Raw genomic sequence first — 20,437 nt, 5'->3', positions numbered from 1 at the left:
CGACGAGCAAGCTTGCGAGCCGCCCATCGACGCGTCGCGCGCGGAGGCCGCCCTCGGTGCGCCGTGGCGCGCAGAGCCGCGGCGTCCGGCGGCGCGGAGACGAGGCCGGGCGGGAGCGATCCGTCGGCATGGAAGCGAGCGGCATCCGTCGATGCATGCCCGGCTGGCGCGCGCTGGGCCAAGTTCCGTGGCGTCGCCGGCGCATCGTCGGTGCGCTCGGCGCGCGTGTCAGGGACGCGCGTCATCAGCGCGCGTGCCGCCCGGCCGCTGGCACAGCGCCAGCGTCGACGCCATGAGGTGCGCGTGCGCCTTCGCCCTGCGCTGGTGTTCCTCCTGCTCGCGCCGTACGCCCTCGTCTTCTATGCATTCCTGGCGTTGCGCCGCGCCTCCGCGTCGCTCCGGCCGCGGCACCCGTGGCGCACGTGGGTGAGCTCGAACCTCCTGATCGGGGGGTTCCTTCTTCCAGGCGACGTCGCCGAGCTCCGTCGCCTCGGCGTCCGCGCCGTGATCAACGTGTCGCGCGAGCTGTACGATCCGGTGCTCGCGCTGCGCGCGGCGGGGGTCGAGTACCTGCGCATCCCCTGCTGGGACATGTGCGCTCCCACGCTCGAGGAGGCCGCGCGCGGCGTGGCGTTCCTCGAGCGGCATATCGTCGCTGGCCACCGTGTCCACGTCCACTGCGCGAGCGGCGTGGGCAGGAGCGTAACGCTCGCGCTCTGCTACCTCGCCACCCGCGGCGGCATCGAGGTGGGCGACGCGCTCGCCCTCATCGAGCGGCGGCGCCCGCGCGTCGCGCTGAGCCCTGCGCAGCGCGCGTTCGTCGAGCGCTACGTCGCGTGGCACCGAGAGCACGCGGAGGGCGGTGCGCGCGCGGCGCCGCCCGGGATCACCTCCGGCGCAGGAGGGACTTCAGGCTGAAGAGCCCGAGCGCGGGCGCCGCGACGGCGAAGGCGCCGCCGCACGCAGCGAGGATGAGCGCGGCACCCCACGGCGCCGCGGCCGCCGCCTCGGGCAGCGCCGCCTTCAACGCGGCGCCGCAGCCGACCGATATGGCCGCGAGCAAGGCCACGCGGCCGATCCGGATCTGATCCAGGCCGAGCCCGCCGATCTCGCGCCGCACGCGGTGCCCGAGGGCGATCGCCTCGACCCACCCTGCGATGACGGCGCCGAGCACCACGCCGAGCACGTCGAGCCACCGCATCAGGAGGAGCGCGACGGCGGTGCTGACGACCACGCGATAGAGCGCGTAGCGGGCCGGGGTCCTCGTGTCCCCCAGCGCGAACGAGGCGGTGATCAGCACGCGCCCGGCGGCGTTCCCGAGCAGCGCGAGCCCGTAGGCGCACACGAGCGGCTCGACCCGCGCCGTCGACGCCTTGTCGAACGTCCCGGTCTGCAGCAGCAGCGTGATGAGCTCCCGCCCGAGCACCATGAACACGGCCGCGGCCGGCACGGTGAGCACCGTGATCCGCGCGAGCGACGCCCCGAGCCGGCGCGACAGCGCCTCGTTGCGCCGCGCGACGTCGGCCTCGGCCGTGTCGCGCGCCATCTCGGGCAACGCGACCGCGGCCTCGCCGACGCCGAGGACGCTCATCGGCAGGAGGTAGACCGTCTGCGCGTAGTTGAAGGCCGCGTTCGCGCCGGCGCCGAGGAAGCTCACGAGGAGCGTGTCGACGAGCCCGGACACCTGGATGATCCCGCGGCCGAGCAGCGCGGCGGGCAGCTTGCTGCCGGCCTCGCGGACGCTCGGGTCGCGCGCGTCGAGGCGCGGCGTGAGCCCGCCGAGCAGCGCGCGCGCCGACGGGAGCAGCAGCGAGAGCTGCAGCGCCGCGCCCGCGAGCGCGCTCCACGCGAGCGCCTCGGCGAGCGGCTCCCCGCGCATGCCGAGCCACGCGCCGCACGCGAGCAGCCCCGCGATCTGGGCGGCGCTCCATGCGACGGGCGCGGCGTACGGGAGGAAGAACCGCCGGTGCGCGTTCAGCACGCCGAGCCCCCACGCGGACAGCACGAGCAGGCCGGTCATCGGGAAGATGATCCGGACGATCCGGGTCGTGCTGGCGAGCTTCTCGGCGTCGAAGCCTGCCGCGACCACGAAGGACAGCCACGGCGCCGCGAGCACGCCGGCGATCGACGCGGCCGCGGCGGCGACGAGCAGGATCCCGAGCGCGGAGAGCGCGAAGTGCGCCGCGCGTCGCGCGTCGCCGGCCGCGCGGAGGCGCGCGTAGACGGGGATGAAGGTCGCGGAGAGCGTCCCCTCGCCAAGCAGGTTCTGGGTGATGTTCCCCGCGCGGAACGCCGCCGCGAGCACGTCCGCGAGCTCGGATGTACCGAAGAAGTGCGCCGTCACCCGCTGGCGGAGGAGCCCGACGAGCCGCGAGAGGATGATCCCTGCGGTGACCATCGCCGATGAGCGCGCCGCGCTGGTCGCTGTCTCCTGCCCGGCCGCCGGCGGGCCTGCGCTGGTCGCCGCGGGCGCGCCCGGGGCTGCGCTCGCCGGCGTGGTCCCTGCCTGAATGGCGGCGGGCGGATCGAGATCGGGCGGCACGGCGGCGCTTCTATCAGACCTCCCGCCCCCGGGCGACCTCGGCGCCGGCTGGCCGGCACCTCAGTCCCTGAGCCTCGCCGTGCCGAGCCGCTCCGCGTGCGCCAGCACCCGCCGGGCGATGGCCGGACCCTCGTCCCGGCGGTCGAGGTGCCGCGGGATGAGCCCGCGCTCCGCGGCCTCCCACAGCTCCGGCTGAGAGATCCCGGACTCGGTGCGCGAGCGCAGCCGCGACAGGGAGATGTCCATCGCGGGTAGCAGGATCGGCGCTTGTGGAGCGCGGAGGAGCGCCGGATCGATGCAGCACGAGAGATCGTTCGCGCCGGCGGAGCGCGCGTTCAGCGAGGGGAGATTGAAGCGCGCTTCCAGCGTGCGGATCACCGACGCGTGATCGAGCACGGTGCTCACCGCGCAGCCCCTCCGGACGAACGGGCCCGCGACGATCGACGGCACCCGGAACCCGAGCTGGGTGAACAGGGGGTCGTCGTCCGTCGTCGTCGGCGGCGCGACGTGGTCGAAGAAGCCGCCATGCTCGTCGTAGGTGATCACGAGGAGGCACTGGCCCCACTGCGGGCTCTTCGCCAGCGCGTTGTAGATGCTGGCGATGAGCACCTGCCCGAGCTGAACGTCGTGGTCCGGGTGGTCGTCGTTCGCGGTGGCGCCGAAGAACTGGGGATCGATGACGGAGAACGAGGGGAGGATCCCCGCGGCCGCGTCCTCGAAGAAGCGCTCGATCCCGGACACGCCCTTGAATCTGAAGTACGCACCCGAGCACCACGGGACGTCGTGGAAGTAGTTCCTGCTCGAGATCCCTGCGTCGCTCAGGAGCTCGAACACGCTCGTGAAGCCGGTGACCGGCACGTTCCTCGAGACGCCCCTCGACGTGGCGCCGTGCAGGAAGAACCGGTTCGGCCACGTCGGGCCGAGCACCGAGGAGAACCAGCGCTGGCAGATCGCCGACGCGTCTGCGAGCGCGTAGAGGATCGGCAGCTGCTCCCGCACGTGATAGCCCATGACGTCGCGCTGGTCGGGCCCTGCGTGCGCGATGACGAACCCGTCGTTCCTCCCTTGATTCCACTGCGTGTGGGCTGCGTCCCAGCTGTGCGGCGGGTCGGCGGGCGTGAAGTTGTCGAGCTGGAAGGGCGAGATCCGCGTCCCATCGAGCGCTCGGTTCGATTCTGTGCCTGTCAGACCGTCGATCTGCCGGCCCTCCTTCAGCAGCAGCGAGCCGAGATAGTGGTCGAAGGAGCGGTTCTCCATACAGAGAACGACGATGGTGTTGATGGGCGCCAGCAGCTCCGCCGGGCTCAGACCTCCCGTCTCTGCGCAGCGATCCGGAGCGCCGACGGCCTCGCCATTTTCCGGCTGTCCCGAGCTGACTGTTCCTCCTGAGCCACCCGCGCCGCCCGCTCCGTCGCTCTCGTCCGCGCCGCCCATGCTCGGCGGGGCGTTGTCGAGCACCATCGCGCCCTCTGGGGTGCTGCATCCGAAGGCCGAGGCGCCGAGCGCAGCACCGAGCCCGGTCAGCACATGGCGGCGGGTCAGAGGATCACGCGTCGAACCATTCCGTTTGTTCATCACACACAGGATTCGCACGAACGCGGGGCCGATGAAGGAGTTTTGGTCTCCTCCAGAGGTGACGAATCGTCCGCTGCGTAATCGATGAAACGGACGTAGCGGACGTAACTGAAGCAGATGTAACCGTTGTAAGGTACGTAACTGATGTGATTGGCATAACGAGCGGAACGGATGTGACGGATGTGGTCGACGTAAAGGGATCGACCGATGAAGTCGAAGTAGCGGGAACAGTCGACGTAACCGGCGTAACCGGCGTAACGGAGAAAACCATTCTTTTCGCGAGGTCGGAGGGGTGGTATGGGTAGAAAACGCGGGGGTCTACGTCTGCAAACAGTCACCTTCCGATGAGCTCGAATCCACTTCCACCTACTCCCGGCCGGCAAGCTACCGTCGCGAACGGCCGGCCGCTGCGGTTGTGCATCGTGGACATGAACAATGGCCACGTGAACCAGGCGATGCGCTGTCTACGCGGGCTCGCTGCGGGGTTCTTCGAACGCGTCCAGGCGCACAATCCAGGCCTATCCTGCGAGATCGTCGAGGTGTCTCCCAGAGACACCAACGCACCCATCCCCACGGACTGCGATCTGTACCTCGCGTCAGGCGGGCCCGGCTCTCCCTTTGATGGGGAGGGCGAGCCCTGGACGCAGGATTTTGCGCGCTTCGTGGACGGCGTGGTCGAGTCGGCGAGCCAGGGGGGCGCGCACCGGCGTGCTCTCTTCGCGATCTGCTACTCGTTCGAGCTCGTCGTCCATCACTACAAGCTGGCCGACGTGGTGCCGCGCGCCGATCGCAAGTTCGGCGTCATGCCGATCTACACGACCCCCGTCGGCCAGCAACACCCGCTCCTGGCGCCGTTCGGCGACCGTCTCTTCGCGTTCGAGCACCGCAACTGGGAGGCGGTGAACCTCGACGAGCGCCGGCTGAGCTCCCTCGGCGGCCAGCTCCTCGCCCGCGAGAGCCGTGACGGCATCTCCAAGGGTCGGGCGATCCTCGGTCTGCAGGTCGCGCCCGGCGTCGAGGCGGTCCAGTTCCACCCAGAAGCGGATCGCGCCGGCGTCATGAGCTGGTTGGCGCGCCCTGAGCAGGCGGCTGCCTTCAAGGCGGCCTATGGAGAAGTAACCTATCTTGCGATGCTGCGCACGCTCGACGATCCTCGCCGGCTCGCGCGCACCTACGCGCTCGTCATTCCGGGCTGGCTCGGGCGCTGCTTCAACGAGATCGCCGGTCCCCGCGGCTATGCGGAGCTCCCATCGCTCGAGGACGTCCCGTGCTCTCGCTTCAACGCGCACTGCCGCGCCGAGGAGGCGTCCGCGCCGCCCGCGCGATCGCCCGGCTCTGGCGAACGCGTTGTGCGCGAGATCTGAGCGGAGCGCCGAGGCCGCCTGAAGTGTGCGTCCGAGGGCTACACTGCAGAAACGAAAGAGAAAGAACTGGGAGCTAGAGGCAGTAGAGGCAAAGGAAACAAGGTAGTGAGCGAGAGGAGGAAGGGGAGGAAACAAAGCGGTAAAGTCGGAAAAGGGAGAGATGGGGCGGAGAGCGGCTCAGTTGGCTGCATGCCGCGTGGCGCCTGATGCGTGGATGCGTGCGCGTGCTGCGTGCGGCTACGCCGCAGCGCCGACGAAGTGCTGCTCGCGCCTTGCGCGCTGGGCGACCTTTAGCTTATGGTCATAGGATAACGGGACGAGCGCGAGCAGGGCTCGCGGGCCAACATTTCGAGCCGGAGGCTCCTCGGGCACGCATGAGAGAGAAGGCATGAATCACCCGCGTCCGGCCGCTCCGACGAGTCTATCTTCGCCGGACGTCCGCGAGCCGGGCGCGTCCGAGGAAGGCCACGCTGGCGTCGACTTGCCTGTGGAGACCAAGGTCGCACGGCCATCCATGGCGCACGACGATCTCGGAGCACAGGACGTCCAGTACGAGTCGCAGCTGGGCGTGACGGACCCGATCGCCATGTCGCAGGTCCGTGATGCGTTGACGCAGCTGAGCCGCGAGCGCGGGACGCAGCCGCACGTGCTGCTCATCATCTACCACCGGCAGGGCGCCGAGACGGTGCGGCTGATCGAGGGGGTCGGCGTCGTCATCGGCCGCGATCCGAGCGCCGATGTCGCGATCCCCGAGCGCAGCCTGTCGCGACGCCACGCGCGCTTCACGTTCCAGCGCGGCGACGTGCTCATCCAGGATCTCGGCTCCACGAACGGCACCTTCCTGAGCGGGCAGCGCGTCGAGCACGGCGTCTTGAAGCCCGGCGACGAGGTGGTGCTCGGGGAGATCACGGCGTCGCTGCGCGTGATCGCGAGCGCCGAGCTGCCGGTGCTGAACCTCGACGCGCTGGACGGGCGTCGTGGCGCCCCGGAGCGGCGAAAGATGCCGAGCATCGAGAACCTGGTGGGCGGACCCACGCCGGTGGGCGCGCTGCGCACGGTCGGCGACGAGGGGCTCGTGATGCGCAGCCCCGCGATGCGCCCGGTGCTCGAGACCGCCATGCGCCTCGCGCGCTCGTCCGCGCCTGTGCTGCTCCAGGGCGAGACGGGGACCGGCAAGGACGTGCTCGCGCGGCTGATCCACGAGGCTGGCCCCCGCCACAAGATGCAGATGATCCGCGTCGGATGCAGCGGCGTGCCTGCCCAGCTCCTCGAGAGCACGCTCTTCGGCCACGAGGCCGACGCCTTCCCCGGCGCGACCCACGCGCAAGAGGGCGTCTTCGAGGCGTGCGCTGGCGGCACCGTGGTGCTCGATGAGGTCGGCGACCTCCCTCCGTCCTGCCAGGCCGCGCTGCTGCACGTCCTCGACACCGGTCGCATGGTCCGCGTCGGCTCGACCAAGGAGATCGAGGTGGACGTGCGGGTCGTCGCGACGACCTACCGCGATCTCGAGGCGATGTGCGAGGCGGGCACGTTCCGTTCGGATCTGCTCTACCGGCTCAACGCGGTGCCGCTGCGCATCCCGCCGCTCTGCGAGCGGCGCGAGGACATCGGACCGCTGGCGCAGCGCTTCCTCCGGCAGGCGAGCGAGGTGCACCGCAGGAACGTGCGCTCGCTCGATCCGGAGACGCTCGCGCTCCTGGAGCAGTATCCCTGGCCGGGCAACGTCCGCGAGCTGCGCAGCGCCATCGAGCGAGCCGTCGTCATCGCGCGGGGGCATGTCATCACCCCGCTCGACCTGCCGGAGAGCATCCACTCCCTCTCGGCGCCCAAACGCACCACGCCGCCGCCGGATCGGCCTCCCATCGAGCTCGCAGGGCCGCCCAGCTCTGCGCCGGCGATCGGGCTCAAGGCACAGATGGACCGTCTGGAGACGGAGATCATCCTCGATGCCCTCCGCGGCACCAACGGCAACCTGGCGATGGCCGCTCGGCGGCTCAGGATGCCGCTGCGCACGCTCCAGGAGAAGATCGCGAGCCACGGACTGAAGCGCTCCGACTACCGGGACGGCCCGTCGTCGCGGTCGAAGTAGCGAAGCACGCCGCGCTAGCCTTCGTCCTCCAGCACCGCCAGGGCCGCATTGCGCCCGCACGCGCCGTGGACCCCGGCGCCGGGATGCGCATAGGACGAGCCTAGGTACAGGCCGCGGAGCGGCGTCCGGTAGCGGAAATAGGGGAACACCGGCCGGAAGATGAGCTGGTGCCGGATGTCGGCCGAGCCTCCGCCGAGATCGCCGCCGATGAGGTTTGCATCCATCGCCTCGAGATCGTCCGGCGCCCAGATCGTCCGGGCGATGATCCTCTGCCGGAAGCCGGGGGCGAGCTCCTCGATCCGCGCCTCGATGCGATCGGCGAAGCGCTCGCGCGAGCCCGCCCAGCCGCCCTCGATGGAGGAGGGGACGCGGGAGTAGGCCCACAGGGTGTGGCGGCCGGCCGGCGCGCGCGTCGGATCGACCAGCGACTGCTGCCCGATCACGAGATAGGGGTGCTCGGGGAGCGACCCGGCGCGCACCTGCCGCGTGAAGGCCGAGAGATCGTCGAGGCTGTCGCCCGCGTGCACGACCGCCGCGCGCGCGGCGTCCTCGTGGGACCACGGCGTCGGGCCGTCGAGCGCCCAGTCCATCTTGAAGGTGCCGAACCCCTGGCGGAACCGGCGCATGGCGCGCTGCACCCGCCCGGGAACCAGCTCTGACGCGAGCAGGCGGAGGTAGAGCGTCGGCGCGGCCAGATCGGCGACGATCGCGCGGCGGGCGCGGATCTCCTGGCCGTCGTCGAGCCGGACCGCTGCCGCCCGTCCCTGCCTGGCGATGATCTGGTCGACCCGGGCGCCGCAGCGGAGGGCGCCCCCGCGCTCCTCGACGCGCCGGAGCAACGCGCTCGTGATCGAGCCGGCGCCGCCCTCGGGCACCGCGAAGCCGCCGCTCGAGGCGAGCACGGTCAACATGAAGCCGACGATCGCTCCGCAGGGATCGTCCGGGCCCACGTCGGTGTGGAGGGCGAGCCCGGGGACGACGCGTCGGGCCGCCTCGGTCCGGAAGGTGCGCGTCGCGAAGCCACGTCCGCTCGAGAGGGCCACCTGCGCGAGGCGGAGCAGGTTGAGGGGCCCGAGCCGGAGCAGCTGCCCGAGGGCGGGCGGCGTGGACAGGAGCGCGTTCAGCATCCGCTCGCGGGTGGCCGCGTGCCAGCCGGCGATCCGGCGCCACGCGGGGCCGTCTTCGCCGAGCGACCGCGCCGTCGCCTCGACGTCCCGCGCGATCGAAGCGCACGTCCCGTCGGGCGCCGGGTGAGCGCTGTCGATCGGCGCGTGCCGCCACACGAGGCCGGCCCCCGGCAAATCGAGCGGCACCAGCGCCGGGCTCGTCTGCCCGAAGGGGAAGAACGCCGCGCCGAGATCGTGGCGGAACCCCGGGAGGGTCACCTCGCGCGTGCGGACCGCGCCGCCCGGCTCTCGCTCGGCTTCGAGGACGAGCACCGAGAAGCCCGCGCGGGCGAGGTACGCCGCCGCTGTGAGGCCGTTCGGTCCCGCGCCCACCACGATCGCATCAGGGTCTCCACTCTGCATCGTCGTCTGCGGCTCCTCAGCCCACGAGCTGCGCGCTCGGCATGGTGCGGTTCGAGGCGATCGCCTGGCCGCTCCGCCCCACGACGAGCACGCCGACCGCGAGCACGTCGGGGAACATCGCGACGCCGCGCTGCGCGGCGCGCGCGGGCGCGACGCCGTCGGCGAGCCAGTCGTAGACGGTCCGCGCGAGGAAGCGGCGTGCGATCTCCTCGCCGACGCCCGTCGCCGCCACGGCGCCGTGGGGGCCGGCGTAGATCCCCGCGCCGAGGAGCGGCACGTCCCCGATGCGGCCGCGGAGCGAGTAGGTCGACCCGCCCGTCGACGCCGCGGCGGCGAACCGGCCGTGCGTGTCGCGAACGACGGCCCCGACGGTGTCGCACTCGATCGGCTCGGCGTCGAAGTTCCAGAACCGCGTCGCCGTGAGCGCATGGAAGCGCGCCGCGTCGTTCGTGGTTTCGTCGTCTCCGCCCTCGCCTCGCAGCGCCGCGAGGGCGCGGTCGTGCTTCCGGCGCGCCTCCTCGGTGACCGGATCATGGTCCGGGAACCCCAGCTGGCGAGCGAACGCCGTCGCCCCGGCGCCGGCGAGGAGCAGGTGCGGCGTCTCCACCACCTTCGCGGCGACAAGGACGGGGTTCTTCACGCGCTCGATGCACGCTACTGCGCCGAACCGTCCATCGCTGGCCATCACGGCCGCATCCATCTCGACCGTCCGCCCGTCGAGGCGGAGGTTCGAGCCCGTCCCGGCGTTGAAGCGTGGGTCGTCCTCGAGGCACGCGGTCGCCCCGATCGCCGCCGCGAGCGCCTCTCCGCCCGCGTCCAGCGCGCGGCGCGCCTCGTCGGCGGCCCTGGCGCAGCTCTCCGAGCCGCTCTGCGGCGCGGTCACCCCGCCGTGCGTGAGGATGACGTAGTTCACGTCGTTCTCCTGCGCGTACCACGACGGCGCGCCGCCGCGAAGGCAGCCTGGCGCGCGGCGGCCGGCGGGGCGAGCGGCATCGCTCCAGCCAGCGGGAGGGCCGCGAGGCTCCGGCGCTGGGACCGCTGCGCTCGACACCCTGCCGCGCTCCTGATACGTCGCGCGCTCAGCCCGGAGCGGGGGCCGGCGCCAGCCGACCGTCCGCAGCGGGACGAAGGCGGCGGCCCGGTCGAAGGCCGCCGGCCGAGCCGCCCATCGAGGAGAGCAGAGACCGTGGCCAAGAACGAAGCGCCGAAGACCGCCATTACGCCCACCCGCAACGAGGACTACCCGGAGTGGTACCAGCAGGTCGTGCGCGCGGCCGACCTCGCGGAGAGCTCCCCGGTCCGCGGCTGCATGGTCATCAAGCCGTGGGGCTACGCGATCTGGGAGAACATCCAGCGCGAGCTCGACAGCATGTTCAAGGCGACCGGGCACAAGAACGCCTACTTCCCGCTGTTCATCCCGAAGTCGTTCCTCGAAAAGGAAGCGGAGCACGTCGAGGGGTTCGCGAAGGAGTGCGCCGTGGTCACCCACCACCGGCTCGTCCCCGGCCCTGGCGGCGGGCTCATTCCCGACCCTCAGGCCCGGCTGGAGGAGCCGCTCATCGTGCGCCCCACGTCCGAGACGATCATCGGCGCGGCGTTCGCGAGCTGGGTGCAGAGCTACCGGGATCTCCCCTTGCTGATCAACCAGTGGGCGAACGTCGTGCGCTGGGAGCTCCGGACGCGCCTGTTCCTGCGGACGGCGGAGTTCCTGTGGCAGGAGGGGCACACGGCGCACGCGAGCGAGGCCGAGGCGCGCGAGGAGACGCTGCGCATGCTCGGGGTCTACGCGACGTTTGCGCGCGACTTCATGGCGATGCCCGTCCTCGAGGGGCCGAAGACGGCGAGCGAGCGCTTCCCCGGGGCGGTCGACACCTATGCGATCGAGGCGATGATGCAGGACCGGAAGGCCTTGCAGGCCGGGACGAGCCACTTCCTGGGGCAGAACTTCGCGAAGGCGAGCGGCATCAAGTTCCAGACCAAGGAGGAGACCGAGGAGTACGCCTGGACGACGTCCTGGGGCGTGTCGACGCGCCTCGTCGGCGGGCTGATCATGACCCACAGCGACGACGACGGCCTGGTGCTCCCGCCGCGCCTCGCGCCCGCGCACGTCGTGATCCTCCCCGTTTACCGGGGCGACGACACGCGAGCCAAGATCGACGAGTACATCGACGGGCTCGCGAAGGAGCTCCGGGCGCAGCGCTTCGGCGAGCGCCGCGTCGAGGTCGAGATCGATCGGCGCGACATCCGCGGCGGCGAGAAGCAGTGGGAGTGGGTGAAGAAGGGCGTCCCCCTGCGCATCGAGATCGGGCCGCGCGACGTCGACGCCGGCGTGGCCATGGTGATGCGCAGGGACCGCTCGCCGAAGGACAAGTCGAGCATCGCGCGCGGGGAGCTCGTGGGGCGCATCACGGAGATCCTTGGCGACATTCAGGCGACGCTCTACGCGCGCGCGCTCGCCGTGCGCGACGGCAACACGCACGTCATCAACAGCCGCGCAGATTTCGACGCGTTCTTCGCGTCGACCGGGGGCAAGGAGGCGCAAGGCGGGTTCGCGCTGGCGCACTGGTCCGGCGATCCCGAGATCGAGACGGCGGTGAAGGATGCGCACAAGGTGACCATCCGCTGCATCCCGACCGGGGGGTTCGAAGGGGCGCCGTGGGCCGACGCGCTGACGGGTGAAGGGCAGTGCATCTTCACCGGCAAGCCCAGCCCGCGGCGCGTGGTGTTCGCGAAGTCGTACTGAGCCGCCGCGGTTCGCCGGGCGTGCGCCGACCCGTCGGCGCGGAAAAGGCGCCGCGCGCTTCCTTGCAGCAGCGGCGCCTCAACGGCGAAGGGCGGGGAGCACGTGCTCCGTCAGGATCGCGGGGAGCAGCCGCAGCTGCGCGCAGTGCTCCCCGGGACCCGTTCCGGCGTAGCCGCGCACGTAGAGGCTGCCGCCGTCGTACATCCGGGTGAGCCGCAGCGCGTCTCCTGCCTCCTCGGCGCGATCGCCCGGCGCAGCGGAGGGCCCGTCGTCCCCGCTCGAGGTCACCGCGATGGGGGTGGCTCCAAGCTCACGAAGTAGGAACGTGGCCGCCTCTTTCGTGGACGCGTAACCGCTGGTCGGGATGTCGGTGTGCGTCAGGTAGAAGACCGGCGCGCCGCGCGCGGCGGCGTTGGCCAGCGCCACGTAGGGGGCGAGCTGCCCCGGCGCGAGCGACGTCTGCCCCGGCATGTAGGAGCCATAGAGGGAGTCGAGCAGGATCAACGCATCCACGTGGCTGCTCCCGCGCTCGATGATCCTGCCGATCGCGCCGGATCCAGCGCTCCAGGAGGACAGCACCAGGCGGCGGACGCGTGCGCCCGCGCTCCCGGAGGCGCTCTCGACCTCGCGGTCGATCGCCTGGAGCAGCGCGTCCCAGCCGTCGCCCTCGAGGGCACGCGCGTAGTCGCTCGAGCGGGTCCCCAGGTCGACCCCGGCGATGACGAGATCCATGCCCCTCGGAGCAAGCACCTTCCGGACAGGCTCGGCGCCGTGGAAGTGGATCAGAAGATCGTAGCCGCCGTCCGAGCGAATCGCGTTTGCCGGCGGGACGAGGAGCCTGCCCAGCGGGAGCGGGCGCCATCGCTCGTAGACGCCGAAGCCATGGTCGGCAAAGCCGCACCCCGCTTGCGTTTCGTGCTCGTCGAGCGCTGCGCGCTCGGGCTCACCGCCCCTGGGCAAGGGCGACGGTTCCGCGGGCGCGCTCGCGTGCGCCGGGGTCGGCGAGGCGCTGGACGCTCGGCTCCGCCGCAACGACACCGCGCCGCCGACGACGCCCAGGCTTGCTGCCAGGAGGAGCGCGTCGCGGAGCTGCCGTGCCCTGCGGCCGCTCAGAACCCGGGATTGGTCACGGTCGGTACCCACTTCGTCGAGGGGCGCTTGCCCGGGTTTGTTCTGCGCGCGCTGGTGCTCGATCCAGCAGCCGTCGCGCTAGGGGTTGCGGTGGCCGTCGCGCCCTTGGCTGTCGGGTCCGGAGCGCTCGCTCCGCGCCCCGGGTCGCTCGCCTCGGGGGCGGATTGAGCACCCACGCCCACGTGGTCGGCCAGGAGCGCGGGCGCGCCGTCCGGCCCTGGCGGTGCGCCCGTCGCGGCTGCGGCCGTCGAGCCAGCGCCGAGGGCGTGCACCGGGAGCTGCTCGGACGCGCCCTGCTCCGGCGTGGGCCGCCCGAACCACATCACCCCGGCGCCCAGCAGCGTGATGAGCGCGAGCGCGGCGGCTGCCACCCGCGTCCCCGAGCGGCGGCGCGCCGCCGGGACCTCGATCGGGCCCAGCTGCGTTTCATGGCCAGGCCAGCTCGGGATCAGCGACTCGGATGGCAGCGCCGGCCGCGAGGGCGCGGGGGTGCTCCGGCGAGGCGCGGGGAGCTGGGCGCTCGGTTGACCAGGAGGGAGCTGCGTGAAGAAGAGCTCGCTGATGCTGTCGCGAAGGAGCATCACCTCGGGCGGGCTGGAGGCGCGCTCGTCGAGCACGCGGACCGTGTCCCGCAGCGCTGCGCGCCGGCGCTGGTTGCGCTCTCCCAGGAGCCCGCGCACGAACGCCCCGACGTCGTGGTCGGTCACCGTCGGCTCCTTGGCCAGCACGGCCTCCAGCGCGCGCTCCAGCTCGAGCATCGTCTGGTATCGGCGCTCCGGCTCCTTCTGCAGGCACGTCATCAGCACCTGGTCCAGCTCGGGCGGGAAATCCGGGTTCTTCAGGCGAGGTGAGAGCGCCGGTCGCGAGGTGATGTACTTCAGCGTGAGGAGATCGTTCTCTGCGGCGAAGGGGTGCTCTCCGGTCGTCAACTTGTAGAGCACGATCCCCATCGCGAAGACGTCGGTGCGCCGATCGACCCGATCGCCTCGCGCCTGCTCCGGGGACATGTACGGCACCTTGCCCTTGATCTGTCCCGCGGTCGTATCGTTGTGCCCGCGGTTGGTCGCCTTGGCGACCCCGAAGTCCACGAGCTTCACGTGGCCGTCGTACGTCACGAGGATGTTCTGGGGCGACACATCGCGGTGCACGAGCCCGAGCAGCAGATCATCGTTCTGCGGGTCCCGGAGCTCGTGCGCGGCGTGCAAACCGAGGCAAGCGCGGCCGAGGATGCGGAGCGCGATGCGCAGCGGGATGGCCACGCCGCTCTTGCTCGCCGCCTTCGCGATGACCGACAGCGCCTCGCCGTCGACCCATTCCATCACGATGTAGAGGACGTCGTCCTGCTCGCCGAGGTCGAGGATCTCGGCGACGTTCGGGTGATGGATCCCCGAGGCGAGCCTCGCCTCCTCGAGGAACATCTTCTCGAACTGGGGATCATCCGAGAGCGACGGAAGCATCGTCTTGATGGCGACCGTCTTCTGGAAGCCACGACGACCCTTGTGGCGCGCGGCCCACACCGTGGCCATCCCCCCCTGCGCGATGGGCAGGAGGAGCTCGTAGTGCCCGAGCTCCTTTCCCGGCAACAGCTGGGGTTGGGGGATCATGACGTCGTGCGGCGCGCTCCTGACCGATACGCGGGACCTCGGAAGCTCGATCAAGTCTAGCCATCCGGACCCTGCGGTCACGATATGTGGTGCTGATTACAAATTAGACGGCGAACTCCTCGCCGCGGCAGGGGATCACGCGCCGGGCGGGACCGCCTGTCCCCAGAGCTGCTGGTAGATCTCGCTGAGCTTCTGGTGGGTCTCGGCCGAGAAGCCGTTCGTCGCGTAAGGCCAGCGGAAGCCGTCTCCCATGGCCTGATTGCACGAGAAGGAGATGAGCAGATCGACAGGCGTGGGGTTGTTCGGCCGCACCAGCGAGATGCCCAGGCCGGGATAGAAGCAGTTGCCGCGGTCCGCGGTGAAGCTGTCCTCGTCGCCGAAGACGTCGAGGATCTGGTCCTTGAGCTCCTCGTCGGCGTCGCTGGTCGTGAGCTGACGCTGCTGGAGGATGACGAAGTTCTTGAAGCGCGGCTGCGCCGGCAGGACCGGCGTGCTGGCGGTCTGCCCCGGGATGAGGTTGGGCGGGATCAGCCCGGGCAGCGCCTGCTGCAGCCCCTGCAGGGCTGCCTGCCCCATCTGCTGGAGCTCGGGCGGGATGCCCGGGATGAGGGTGGGGGCCCCGGTCGTCGCCGCGGGCGTCGGAGCCAGCTCCTGCCCCTGGAGGCGGAGGACCGTGATCTGCGCCTTGTCCATCTCGTCGAACGGCGCAGTACGGGCCGCGCAGCCGAAGACGAGGGGGGCCAGCAAGGCGATGCCTGCGAAAGTACGGGTGGTGAGGTTCATGTTCACTTTGACGGTCGTCTAGCACGGCTATGCGCCGGAAGGTGAACAGCGACCGCACACGGCGGGCTCTCGCGCCAGCGCCGCTCCAGGGCAGGCTGCTTCACATCGTGCTCGCGCCGAACTCGTACAGCGCCCGGATCTCGGTCAGTCGCGCCGCGATCTCGGCTCGCGTCACCGTCGCGATCCGCCGCGTGCCAACCGCTTCGACGCAGAACGAAGCCGTCGCTGTCGCATGGAGCATACCGCGCCGGAGCGCGAGCGGCGTGATCTCCGGCTGGCACGCCAGGTAACCGATGAGCCCGCCGGCGAAGGCGTCGCCGGCGCCCGTGGGGTCGATGACGTCCTCGAGCGGGAAGCCGGGCGCGGCGAACACGCCCTCTTCGTCGAAGAGCAGCGCGCCGTGCTCTCCGCGCTTGATGATCAGCCGGCGCGGACCACGGGACAGGATCTCCTTCGCCGCGCGGCGGATGTTGTACTTGCCCGACAGCTGGCGCGCCTCCTCGTCGTTGACCACGAGCGTGTCGATGCGGCGCAGCATCGCCGCGACCGCCTTCGGCTCCCCCTCGATCCAGAAATTCATCGTGTCCGCGAGGACGAAGCGCGGCGCGCGGACCTGCTCGAGGACGTCGAGCTGGAGCGCGGGATGGATGTTGCCGAGCAGGAGGAAGGGCGTGTCGCGGTAGGTCTCCGGCAGCTTCGGCGCGAACGACGCGAACACGTTGAGCTGCGTGTCCAGCGTCGTGCGATGGATGAGATCCACGTCGTAGCGCCCGGCCCAGCGGAACGTCTTCCCAGGAGCGCGCTCGACGCCCTCGATCGAGATCCCTCGGGATCGCATCGCCGCGAGGGTCTCTTCGGGGAAATCATCGCCCACCACGGCCACGGTGCGCACCGGAGCGAAGCACGAGGCAGCGAACGCCGAGTAGGTGGCCGAGCCACCGACGACGTCTCTCTCGTTGCCGGAGGGGAGCTCGAGGTCGTCGAAGGCCATCGAGCCGATGATGAGGATCGCGGATGAGGTCGTCACAGGACGCCTCTTAGCCAGGTTTGTTCGTAGCCGCTAGCCGCGCGTTTCGTTTCTGCGACGGCGCCGCTGCGCCGCGGCCGCACCCGACGCCAGCAGAGCCCGCTGCGCCCCTCCCGCCCGCTGCGCCCCCTCCAGGAGCGGGCGCAGCGCCGAGTGGGCCCGAGGGCGGCTCAGCCGGCCTTGCGCCGAGGGCCGATGAGCCACTCGAGCCGCGCCTCTGCGTCGGGCGATGACGCGCCGGCCGAGGTCATGATGCACTTCTCCAGCGCGTGGCGGGCCGGGCTCTGCGACACGTCGGGGAGATTGCGGGCGAGGGACTTCGCGACGTCCCGCGCAACCACGATATTGCGGTTGAGCACGGTGATGACCGCCTCGACGCTCACCGCCTCCTCGCCGACGTGCCAGCAATCGAAGTCGGTGGTGAGCGCGAGCGTGGCGTAGGGGAGCTCCGCCTCGCGGGCGAGCTTCGCCTCGGGCAGGTTGGTCATCCCGATGACGTGCGCGCCGAACGTCCGGAACATGCGGCTTTCGGCCCGCGTCGAGAACTGCGGGCCCTCGATGCAGACATAGGTGCCGCCGCGGTGGACGCGCGCGCCGGTGACGAGCGCCGCGTCATGGACCGCGCTCGCCAGGATCGGGCACACCGGATCGGCGAACGGCACGTGGGCGACGAGGCCTTCGTCGAAGAACGTCGAGATCCGGCGCTTCGTGAAATCGATGAACTGGTCGACGACGACGAGGTCGCCAGGCGCGATGTCCTCACGCAGGGAGCCGACCGCGCTCACGCTGAGCACGTGGGTGGCGCCGAGCATCTTCAGCGCGCAGATGTTCGCTCGGTAGTTGATCGTCGACGGCGAGAAGCGGTGCCCGCGGCCGTGGCGCGGCAGGAAGAGCACGGTCGCGTCGCCCTCCTTGACCCGCCCGCGGAGCACCACGTCGCTCGGCAGCCCGAAGGGCGTGGAGACAGAGACCTCCTCGACGTCCTCCAGCCACCCCATCTCGTAGAGGCCGCTGCCGCCGATGATGGCGAGCACGTCGCCCGCGCCGGTGGCGCTCATCGCTCGAACCTCCGCTCGGAGAGCAGCCGCTCGCAGAGGGCCGCGCGCCGCTGGCGGCGGCACCGCTCGGCGAAGACGAGCGACCGCAGCTGCTCGTAGGCGCGGTTGATCTCGTCGTTCACGATGACGTAATCGAAGAAGCCGTAATGCTCGATCTCGCCCTTCGCGTTGCGGAGGCGGCGGAGCGTCGTGGGCTCGTCCTCGGTCCCGCGCCCGCGCAGGCGCCGCTCGAGCTCGGCGAGCGACGGGGGAAGGATGAACACGGCGACCGCCTCGGGCAGGCTCGCCTTGATCTGGCGCGCGCCCTGGTGGTCGATGTCGAACAGCACGCCGCGCGCGGTGGCGCGGGCGATCTCGATCTCCTTCAGGCTCGTGCCGTAGAGGTGATCGTGCACCCTGGCCCACTCGGCGAACGCGCCGATGCGGATCATCTGCTCGAACGTATTCGGGTCGACGAAGTGGTACTCCCGGCCGTCGACCTCGTTCGGGCGCGGGCGCCGGGTCGTGTGGGAGACCGAGAAGCGCAGATCGGGGAACTCGCTGCGCAGCCTCCCGCAGAGCGTCGTCTTCCCCGCGCCGGACGGGGACGACACGATGAGGAGGAGGAAGTCGTCACTGAGTGCTTCGGTCGACATGCTCTCCTGTCACTCGATGTTCTGGACCTGCTCCCGCAGGCGTTCGAGCTCCACCTTCATCGCCACGACGTGATGGGAGATGGCGGCGTCCTGCGCCTTGGAGCCCAGCGTGTTCGCCTCGCGTACCATCTCCTGAAGCAGGAAGTCGAGCCTCCTTCCACAAGGGTCGCCGCTCGGCGCCGCGAGCGCGCCGCCGAACTGGTCGAGGTGGCTCCGGAGGCGGGTGATCTCCTCGGTGATGTCGCTGCGCTCGGCGAGCAGCATCACCTCCGCCTCGATCCGCGTCGCCTCGAAGCCCGCCTCGACCCCCTGGAGCAGGCGCTCGACCCGCTCGCGCAGGCGGCGCCTGAGCGCCTCGCGCGCCTCGTCCGCGCGCGCCACGACCTCGGATGCGAGCGCGCGCAGCGTGGCCACCCGCCCGCGCATGTCGCCGGCGAGCGCCTCGCCTTCGCGGAGGCACATGCCCTCCATCGCGTCGATCGCGCGCTCGATGGCCAGCTTGAGCGCCGCGCGGACGGCCGCGATCTCGTGGCCGCCGGCGGGGGCGAAGAGGTCCGGCACGGCGCAGAGCAGCGAGAGCGGCAAGTCGGCGCCCGGCGCCAGCTCGTCGCGGAGCTCCGCCAGGGCGTGGAACGCCGCGCGCGCCTTCGATTTGTCGAGCGTGCTCGGGGCCAGCACCGCGCCCTCGGTGCGCACGATGATCTCGATGCGCCCCCGCCGCAGTCGCTCGCGCGCCACCTGCTCGGCGAACATCGTCAGATCGACGAGCTCGCGCGGGAGCCGCGCGCGCACGTCGAGGAAGCGCTGGTTCACCGAGCGGATCTCGGCGACGACACGCCCATCGGTGAGCGAAGCGTCACCGAGCCCGAAGCCGGTCATGCTCCGCACGAGCCGCCCCGCTCTACCTAGCTCGCCTTCTGTCCGCTGTCCGAGGCCCCTTGGGCCTTGGGCAGCGGAACCTTGCCACAGGTGACCGTGGCCGACGCGGCCGCGGGGCCCTTCTCACGGAGCGTCCGCAGGTACGTGACCGTGGGGGCGATCCCGTCCTCCCAGCGCACGCGGGGCTCGTACCCGATGAGCTCGGCCGCGCGCGAGATGTCGGCGAGCGAGTGGCGGATGTCCCCGGCGCGGGCGGGGAGATGCTCGACCGCGACGTCCCGCCCGAGGGCCCGCGAGATCTCCTTGCAGAGCTCATTCAGCCCGATCCTGCGTCCGCCGGCGATGTTGATGACCTCCCCCTTGAACTTCTTCGACGACGTCGCGCCGAGGAGGTTCGCGAGGACGGTGTTCTCGATGAAGCAGAAGTCGCGCGTCTGCTCGCCGTCGCCGAAGATCGGGATCGGCCGGTTCTGCAGGGCGGCGTCGACGAACCGCGGGATCGCCGCGGCGTAGGCGCCGTCCGGCGTCTGGTTCGGCCCGAAGACGTTGAAGTAACGCAGGCTCAGGGTCTCGATGCCGTAGATGCCCGCGAAGACCTTCATGTAGTGCTCGCAGGCGAGCTTCGTGACCGCGTACGGCGACAGCGGCATCGGCTCCATGCCCTCGTGCTTCGGGAGGACGGGCGTCTCGCCGTACGCGCTGGACGACGCAGCGAACAGCACGCGGCGCACGCCCTGCCGGCGCGCCACGTCGAGCACCGTGACCGTGCCGCCGACGTTCACGGCGTTCGACTCGATGGGCGACTCGACGCTGCGCGGGACCGAGCCGAGCGCGGCCTGGTGGAGAATGACCTCGACCCCCTTGGCCGCCGCCGCGACCGCCGCCGCGTCCCGGATGTCCCCCGTGATGCGCTCGATCAGCGACTGGTGGGGGAGCCCGTCGAGGTTCTCCCATCGGCTGGTCGCGAGGTTGTCGAGGACGCGGACCCGCTCGCCGGCGGCGGTCAGCGCCGCGACGAGGTTGCTTCCGATGAACCCGGCACCGCCGGTGACCAAGTAGCGAGGCGTGGACATGTGCGTGCTCCCCCAGCGGGCGCCTACTTCTTCTTGAAAAGGTTGTCGAGCTTGGAGCGAGAATCCGCGATGCGCTTCGAGTTGTCTTCCGGTACGCCGTTCTTGAACGTGAAGAAAGTACAATAATTCGCTCTCTCCCGATCCGGGATGTACTCGGCGATGTGCTCCTTGCACTGGTTGTGCGCGGCCGGGTCCCAGTTCTCGCAGTTCCTGCAGCAGTGGAGGTCGACACCGCAGTGGGGACAGGTGTCCGCACGCTGGAGCTTCACCTCGAAGATGAGCTCGTTCTTGCATTTATGACAGAAGTGGCGCTTCGCCTCGACCTTCGGAATCCAGCTCATGATGTCCTCCGGTACCACGACGAAGCCCGATCTGGCAGAAGGAACGCTCCGCGGAGGGTACGGT

General features: G+C 70.9%; 17 protein-coding genes. 4 read left to right on the top strand and 13 right to left on the bottom strand.

Features of this window, described 5'->3' with window-relative positions:
* Nucleotides 1-303: 303 nt before the first annotated feature.
* Nucleotides 304-918: a protein-tyrosine phosphatase family protein gene (locus WMF19_RS21695; RefSeq protein WP_437900831.1), complete on the top strand. Its 615-nt coding sequence runs from the start codon at nucleotides 304-306 to the stop codon at nucleotides 916-918.
* Here WMF19_RS21695 and murJ read toward each other — a convergent pair.
* Together murJ and WMF19_RS21685 are read right to left on the bottom strand one after the other, a co-directional pair.
* A complete protein-coding gene (gene murJ, locus WMF19_RS21690) occupies nucleotides 887-2,542 on the bottom strand; it encodes a murein biosynthesis integral membrane protein MurJ (RefSeq protein ID WP_437900829.1) in 1,656 nt (551 codons plus the stop codon). The two genes, WMF19_RS21695 and murJ, sit on opposite strands and share 32 nt — an antisense overlap.
* 60 nt (nucleotides 2,543-2,602) lie before the next feature.
* Nucleotides 2,603-4,117 carry an alkaline phosphatase family protein gene (locus tag WMF19_RS21685; RefSeq protein WP_437900828.1) on the bottom strand — a complete coding sequence of 505 codons (1,515 nt, stop codon included), beginning with the start codon at nucleotides 4,115-4,117 and terminating at the stop codon, nucleotides 2,603-2,605.
* 428 nt (nucleotides 4,118-4,545) lie between these two features.
* On the opposite strand from WMF19_RS21685, the gene WMF19_RS21680 reads away from it, so the two are divergent.
* Both WMF19_RS21680 and WMF19_RS21675 read left to right on the top strand, forming a co-directional pair.
* A complete protein-coding gene (locus WMF19_RS21680; RefSeq protein ID WP_437900826.1) occupies nucleotides 4,546-5,481 on the top strand; it encodes a hypothetical protein in 936 nt (311 codons plus the stop codon).
* Nucleotides 5,482-5,869: 388 nt separating this feature from the next.
* Nucleotides 5,870-7,570 (top strand): sigma 54-interacting transcriptional regulator, encoded by a 1,701-nt coding sequence (locus tag WMF19_RS21675; protein ID WP_437900825.1) that lies wholly within the window; start codon nucleotides 5,870-5,872, stop codon nucleotides 7,568-7,570.
* Nucleotides 7,571-7,584: 14 nt separating this feature from the next.
* Here the strand turns inward: WMF19_RS21675 and WMF19_RS21670 are convergent, their stop codons facing one another.
* Together WMF19_RS21670 and WMF19_RS21665 are read right to left on the bottom strand one after the other, a co-directional pair.
* Nucleotides 7,585-9,099 (bottom strand): phytoene desaturase family protein, encoded by a 1,515-nt coding sequence (locus WMF19_RS21670; RefSeq protein WP_437900824.1) that lies wholly within the window; start codon nucleotides 9,097-9,099, stop codon nucleotides 7,585-7,587.
* 16 nt (nucleotides 9,100-9,115) lie between these two features.
* Nucleotides 9,116-10,012, bottom strand: coding sequence for an isoaspartyl peptidase/L-asparaginase (locus WMF19_RS21665; RefSeq protein WP_437900823.1), 897 nt, complete (start codon nucleotides 10,010-10,012; stop codon nucleotides 9,116-9,118).
* 273 nt (nucleotides 10,013-10,285) lie between these two features.
* Here WMF19_RS21665 and proS point away from each other — a divergent pair, with 273 nt between their 5' ends.
* A complete protein-coding gene (gene proS, locus WMF19_RS21660; protein ID WP_437900822.1) occupies nucleotides 10,286-11,842 on the top strand; it encodes a proline--tRNA ligase in 1,557 nt (518 codons plus the stop codon).
* Nucleotides 11,843-11,920: 78 nt separating this feature from the next.
* On the opposite strand, the gene WMF19_RS21655 is transcribed toward proS, so the two are convergent.
* The 9 genes from WMF19_RS21655 to WMF19_RS21615 form a co-directional block, all read right to left on the bottom strand.
* Nucleotides 11,921-12,802, bottom strand: a complete 882-nt coding sequence (locus tag WMF19_RS21655) for a hypothetical protein (RefSeq protein WP_437900821.1) — start codon at nucleotides 12,800-12,802, stop codon at nucleotides 11,921-11,923.
* Nucleotides 12,803-12,951: 149 nt separating this feature from the next.
* The gene (locus tag WMF19_RS21650; protein ID WP_437900820.1) at nucleotides 12,952-14,577 is read right to left on the bottom strand and encodes a serine/threonine protein kinase; all 1,626 of its coding nucleotides are present in this window, start codon (nucleotides 14,575-14,577) and stop codon (nucleotides 12,952-12,954) included.
* Nucleotides 14,578-14,712: 135 nt separating this feature from the next.
* Nucleotides 14,713-15,360, bottom strand: a complete 648-nt coding sequence (locus WMF19_RS21645) for a hypothetical protein (protein WP_437330453.1) — start codon at nucleotides 15,358-15,360, stop codon at nucleotides 14,713-14,715.
* Nucleotides 15,361-15,460: 100 nt separating this feature from the next.
* Nucleotides 15,461-16,387 carry a PfkB family carbohydrate kinase gene (locus tag WMF19_RS21640; protein WP_437900819.1) on the bottom strand — a complete coding sequence of 309 codons (927 nt, stop codon included), beginning with the start codon at nucleotides 16,385-16,387 and terminating at the stop codon, nucleotides 15,461-15,463.
* Nucleotides 16,388-16,557: 170 nt separating this feature from the next.
* Nucleotides 16,558-17,445 carry an S-methyl-5'-thioadenosine phosphorylase gene (gene mtnP, locus WMF19_RS21635; RefSeq protein WP_437900817.1) on the bottom strand — a complete coding sequence of 296 codons (888 nt, stop codon included), beginning with the start codon at nucleotides 17,443-17,445 and terminating at the stop codon, nucleotides 16,558-16,560.
* Nucleotides 17,442-18,080, bottom strand: a complete 639-nt coding sequence (gene gmk, locus WMF19_RS21630; RefSeq protein WP_012236392.1) for a guanylate kinase — start codon at nucleotides 18,078-18,080, stop codon at nucleotides 17,442-17,444. The genes mtnP and gmk overlap by 4 nt, the downstream gene beginning before the upstream one ends.
* 9 nt (nucleotides 18,081-18,089) lie before the next feature.
* The gene (locus WMF19_RS21625; protein WP_437900816.1) at nucleotides 18,090-18,959 is read right to left on the bottom strand and encodes a YicC/YloC family endoribonuclease; all 870 of its coding nucleotides are present in this window, start codon (nucleotides 18,957-18,959) and stop codon (nucleotides 18,090-18,092) included.
* A 26-nt stretch (nucleotides 18,960-18,985) separates the two neighbouring features.
* A complete protein-coding gene (locus WMF19_RS21620; protein WP_437900815.1) occupies nucleotides 18,986-20,032 on the bottom strand; it encodes an SDR family oxidoreductase in 1,047 nt (348 codons plus the stop codon).
* Nucleotides 20,033-20,055: 23 nt separating this feature from the next.
* On the bottom strand, nucleotides 20,056-20,373 hold the full coding sequence (locus WMF19_RS21615) for a hypothetical protein (RefSeq protein ID WP_012236389.1): 318 nt from the start codon (nucleotides 20,371-20,373) through the stop codon (nucleotides 20,056-20,058).
* Between the last annotated feature and the right edge of the window lie 64 nt (nucleotides 20,374-20,437).

Source organism: Sorangium sp. So ce124 (assembly GCF_051525235.1).
Taxonomy (GTDB): Bacteria; Myxococcota_A; Polyangia; order Polyangiales; family Polyangiaceae; genus Sorangium; species Sorangium atrum.
Note: the sequence above shows the minus strand (reverse complement) of the source record. Positions and strands in the feature narration are given on the sequence as shown.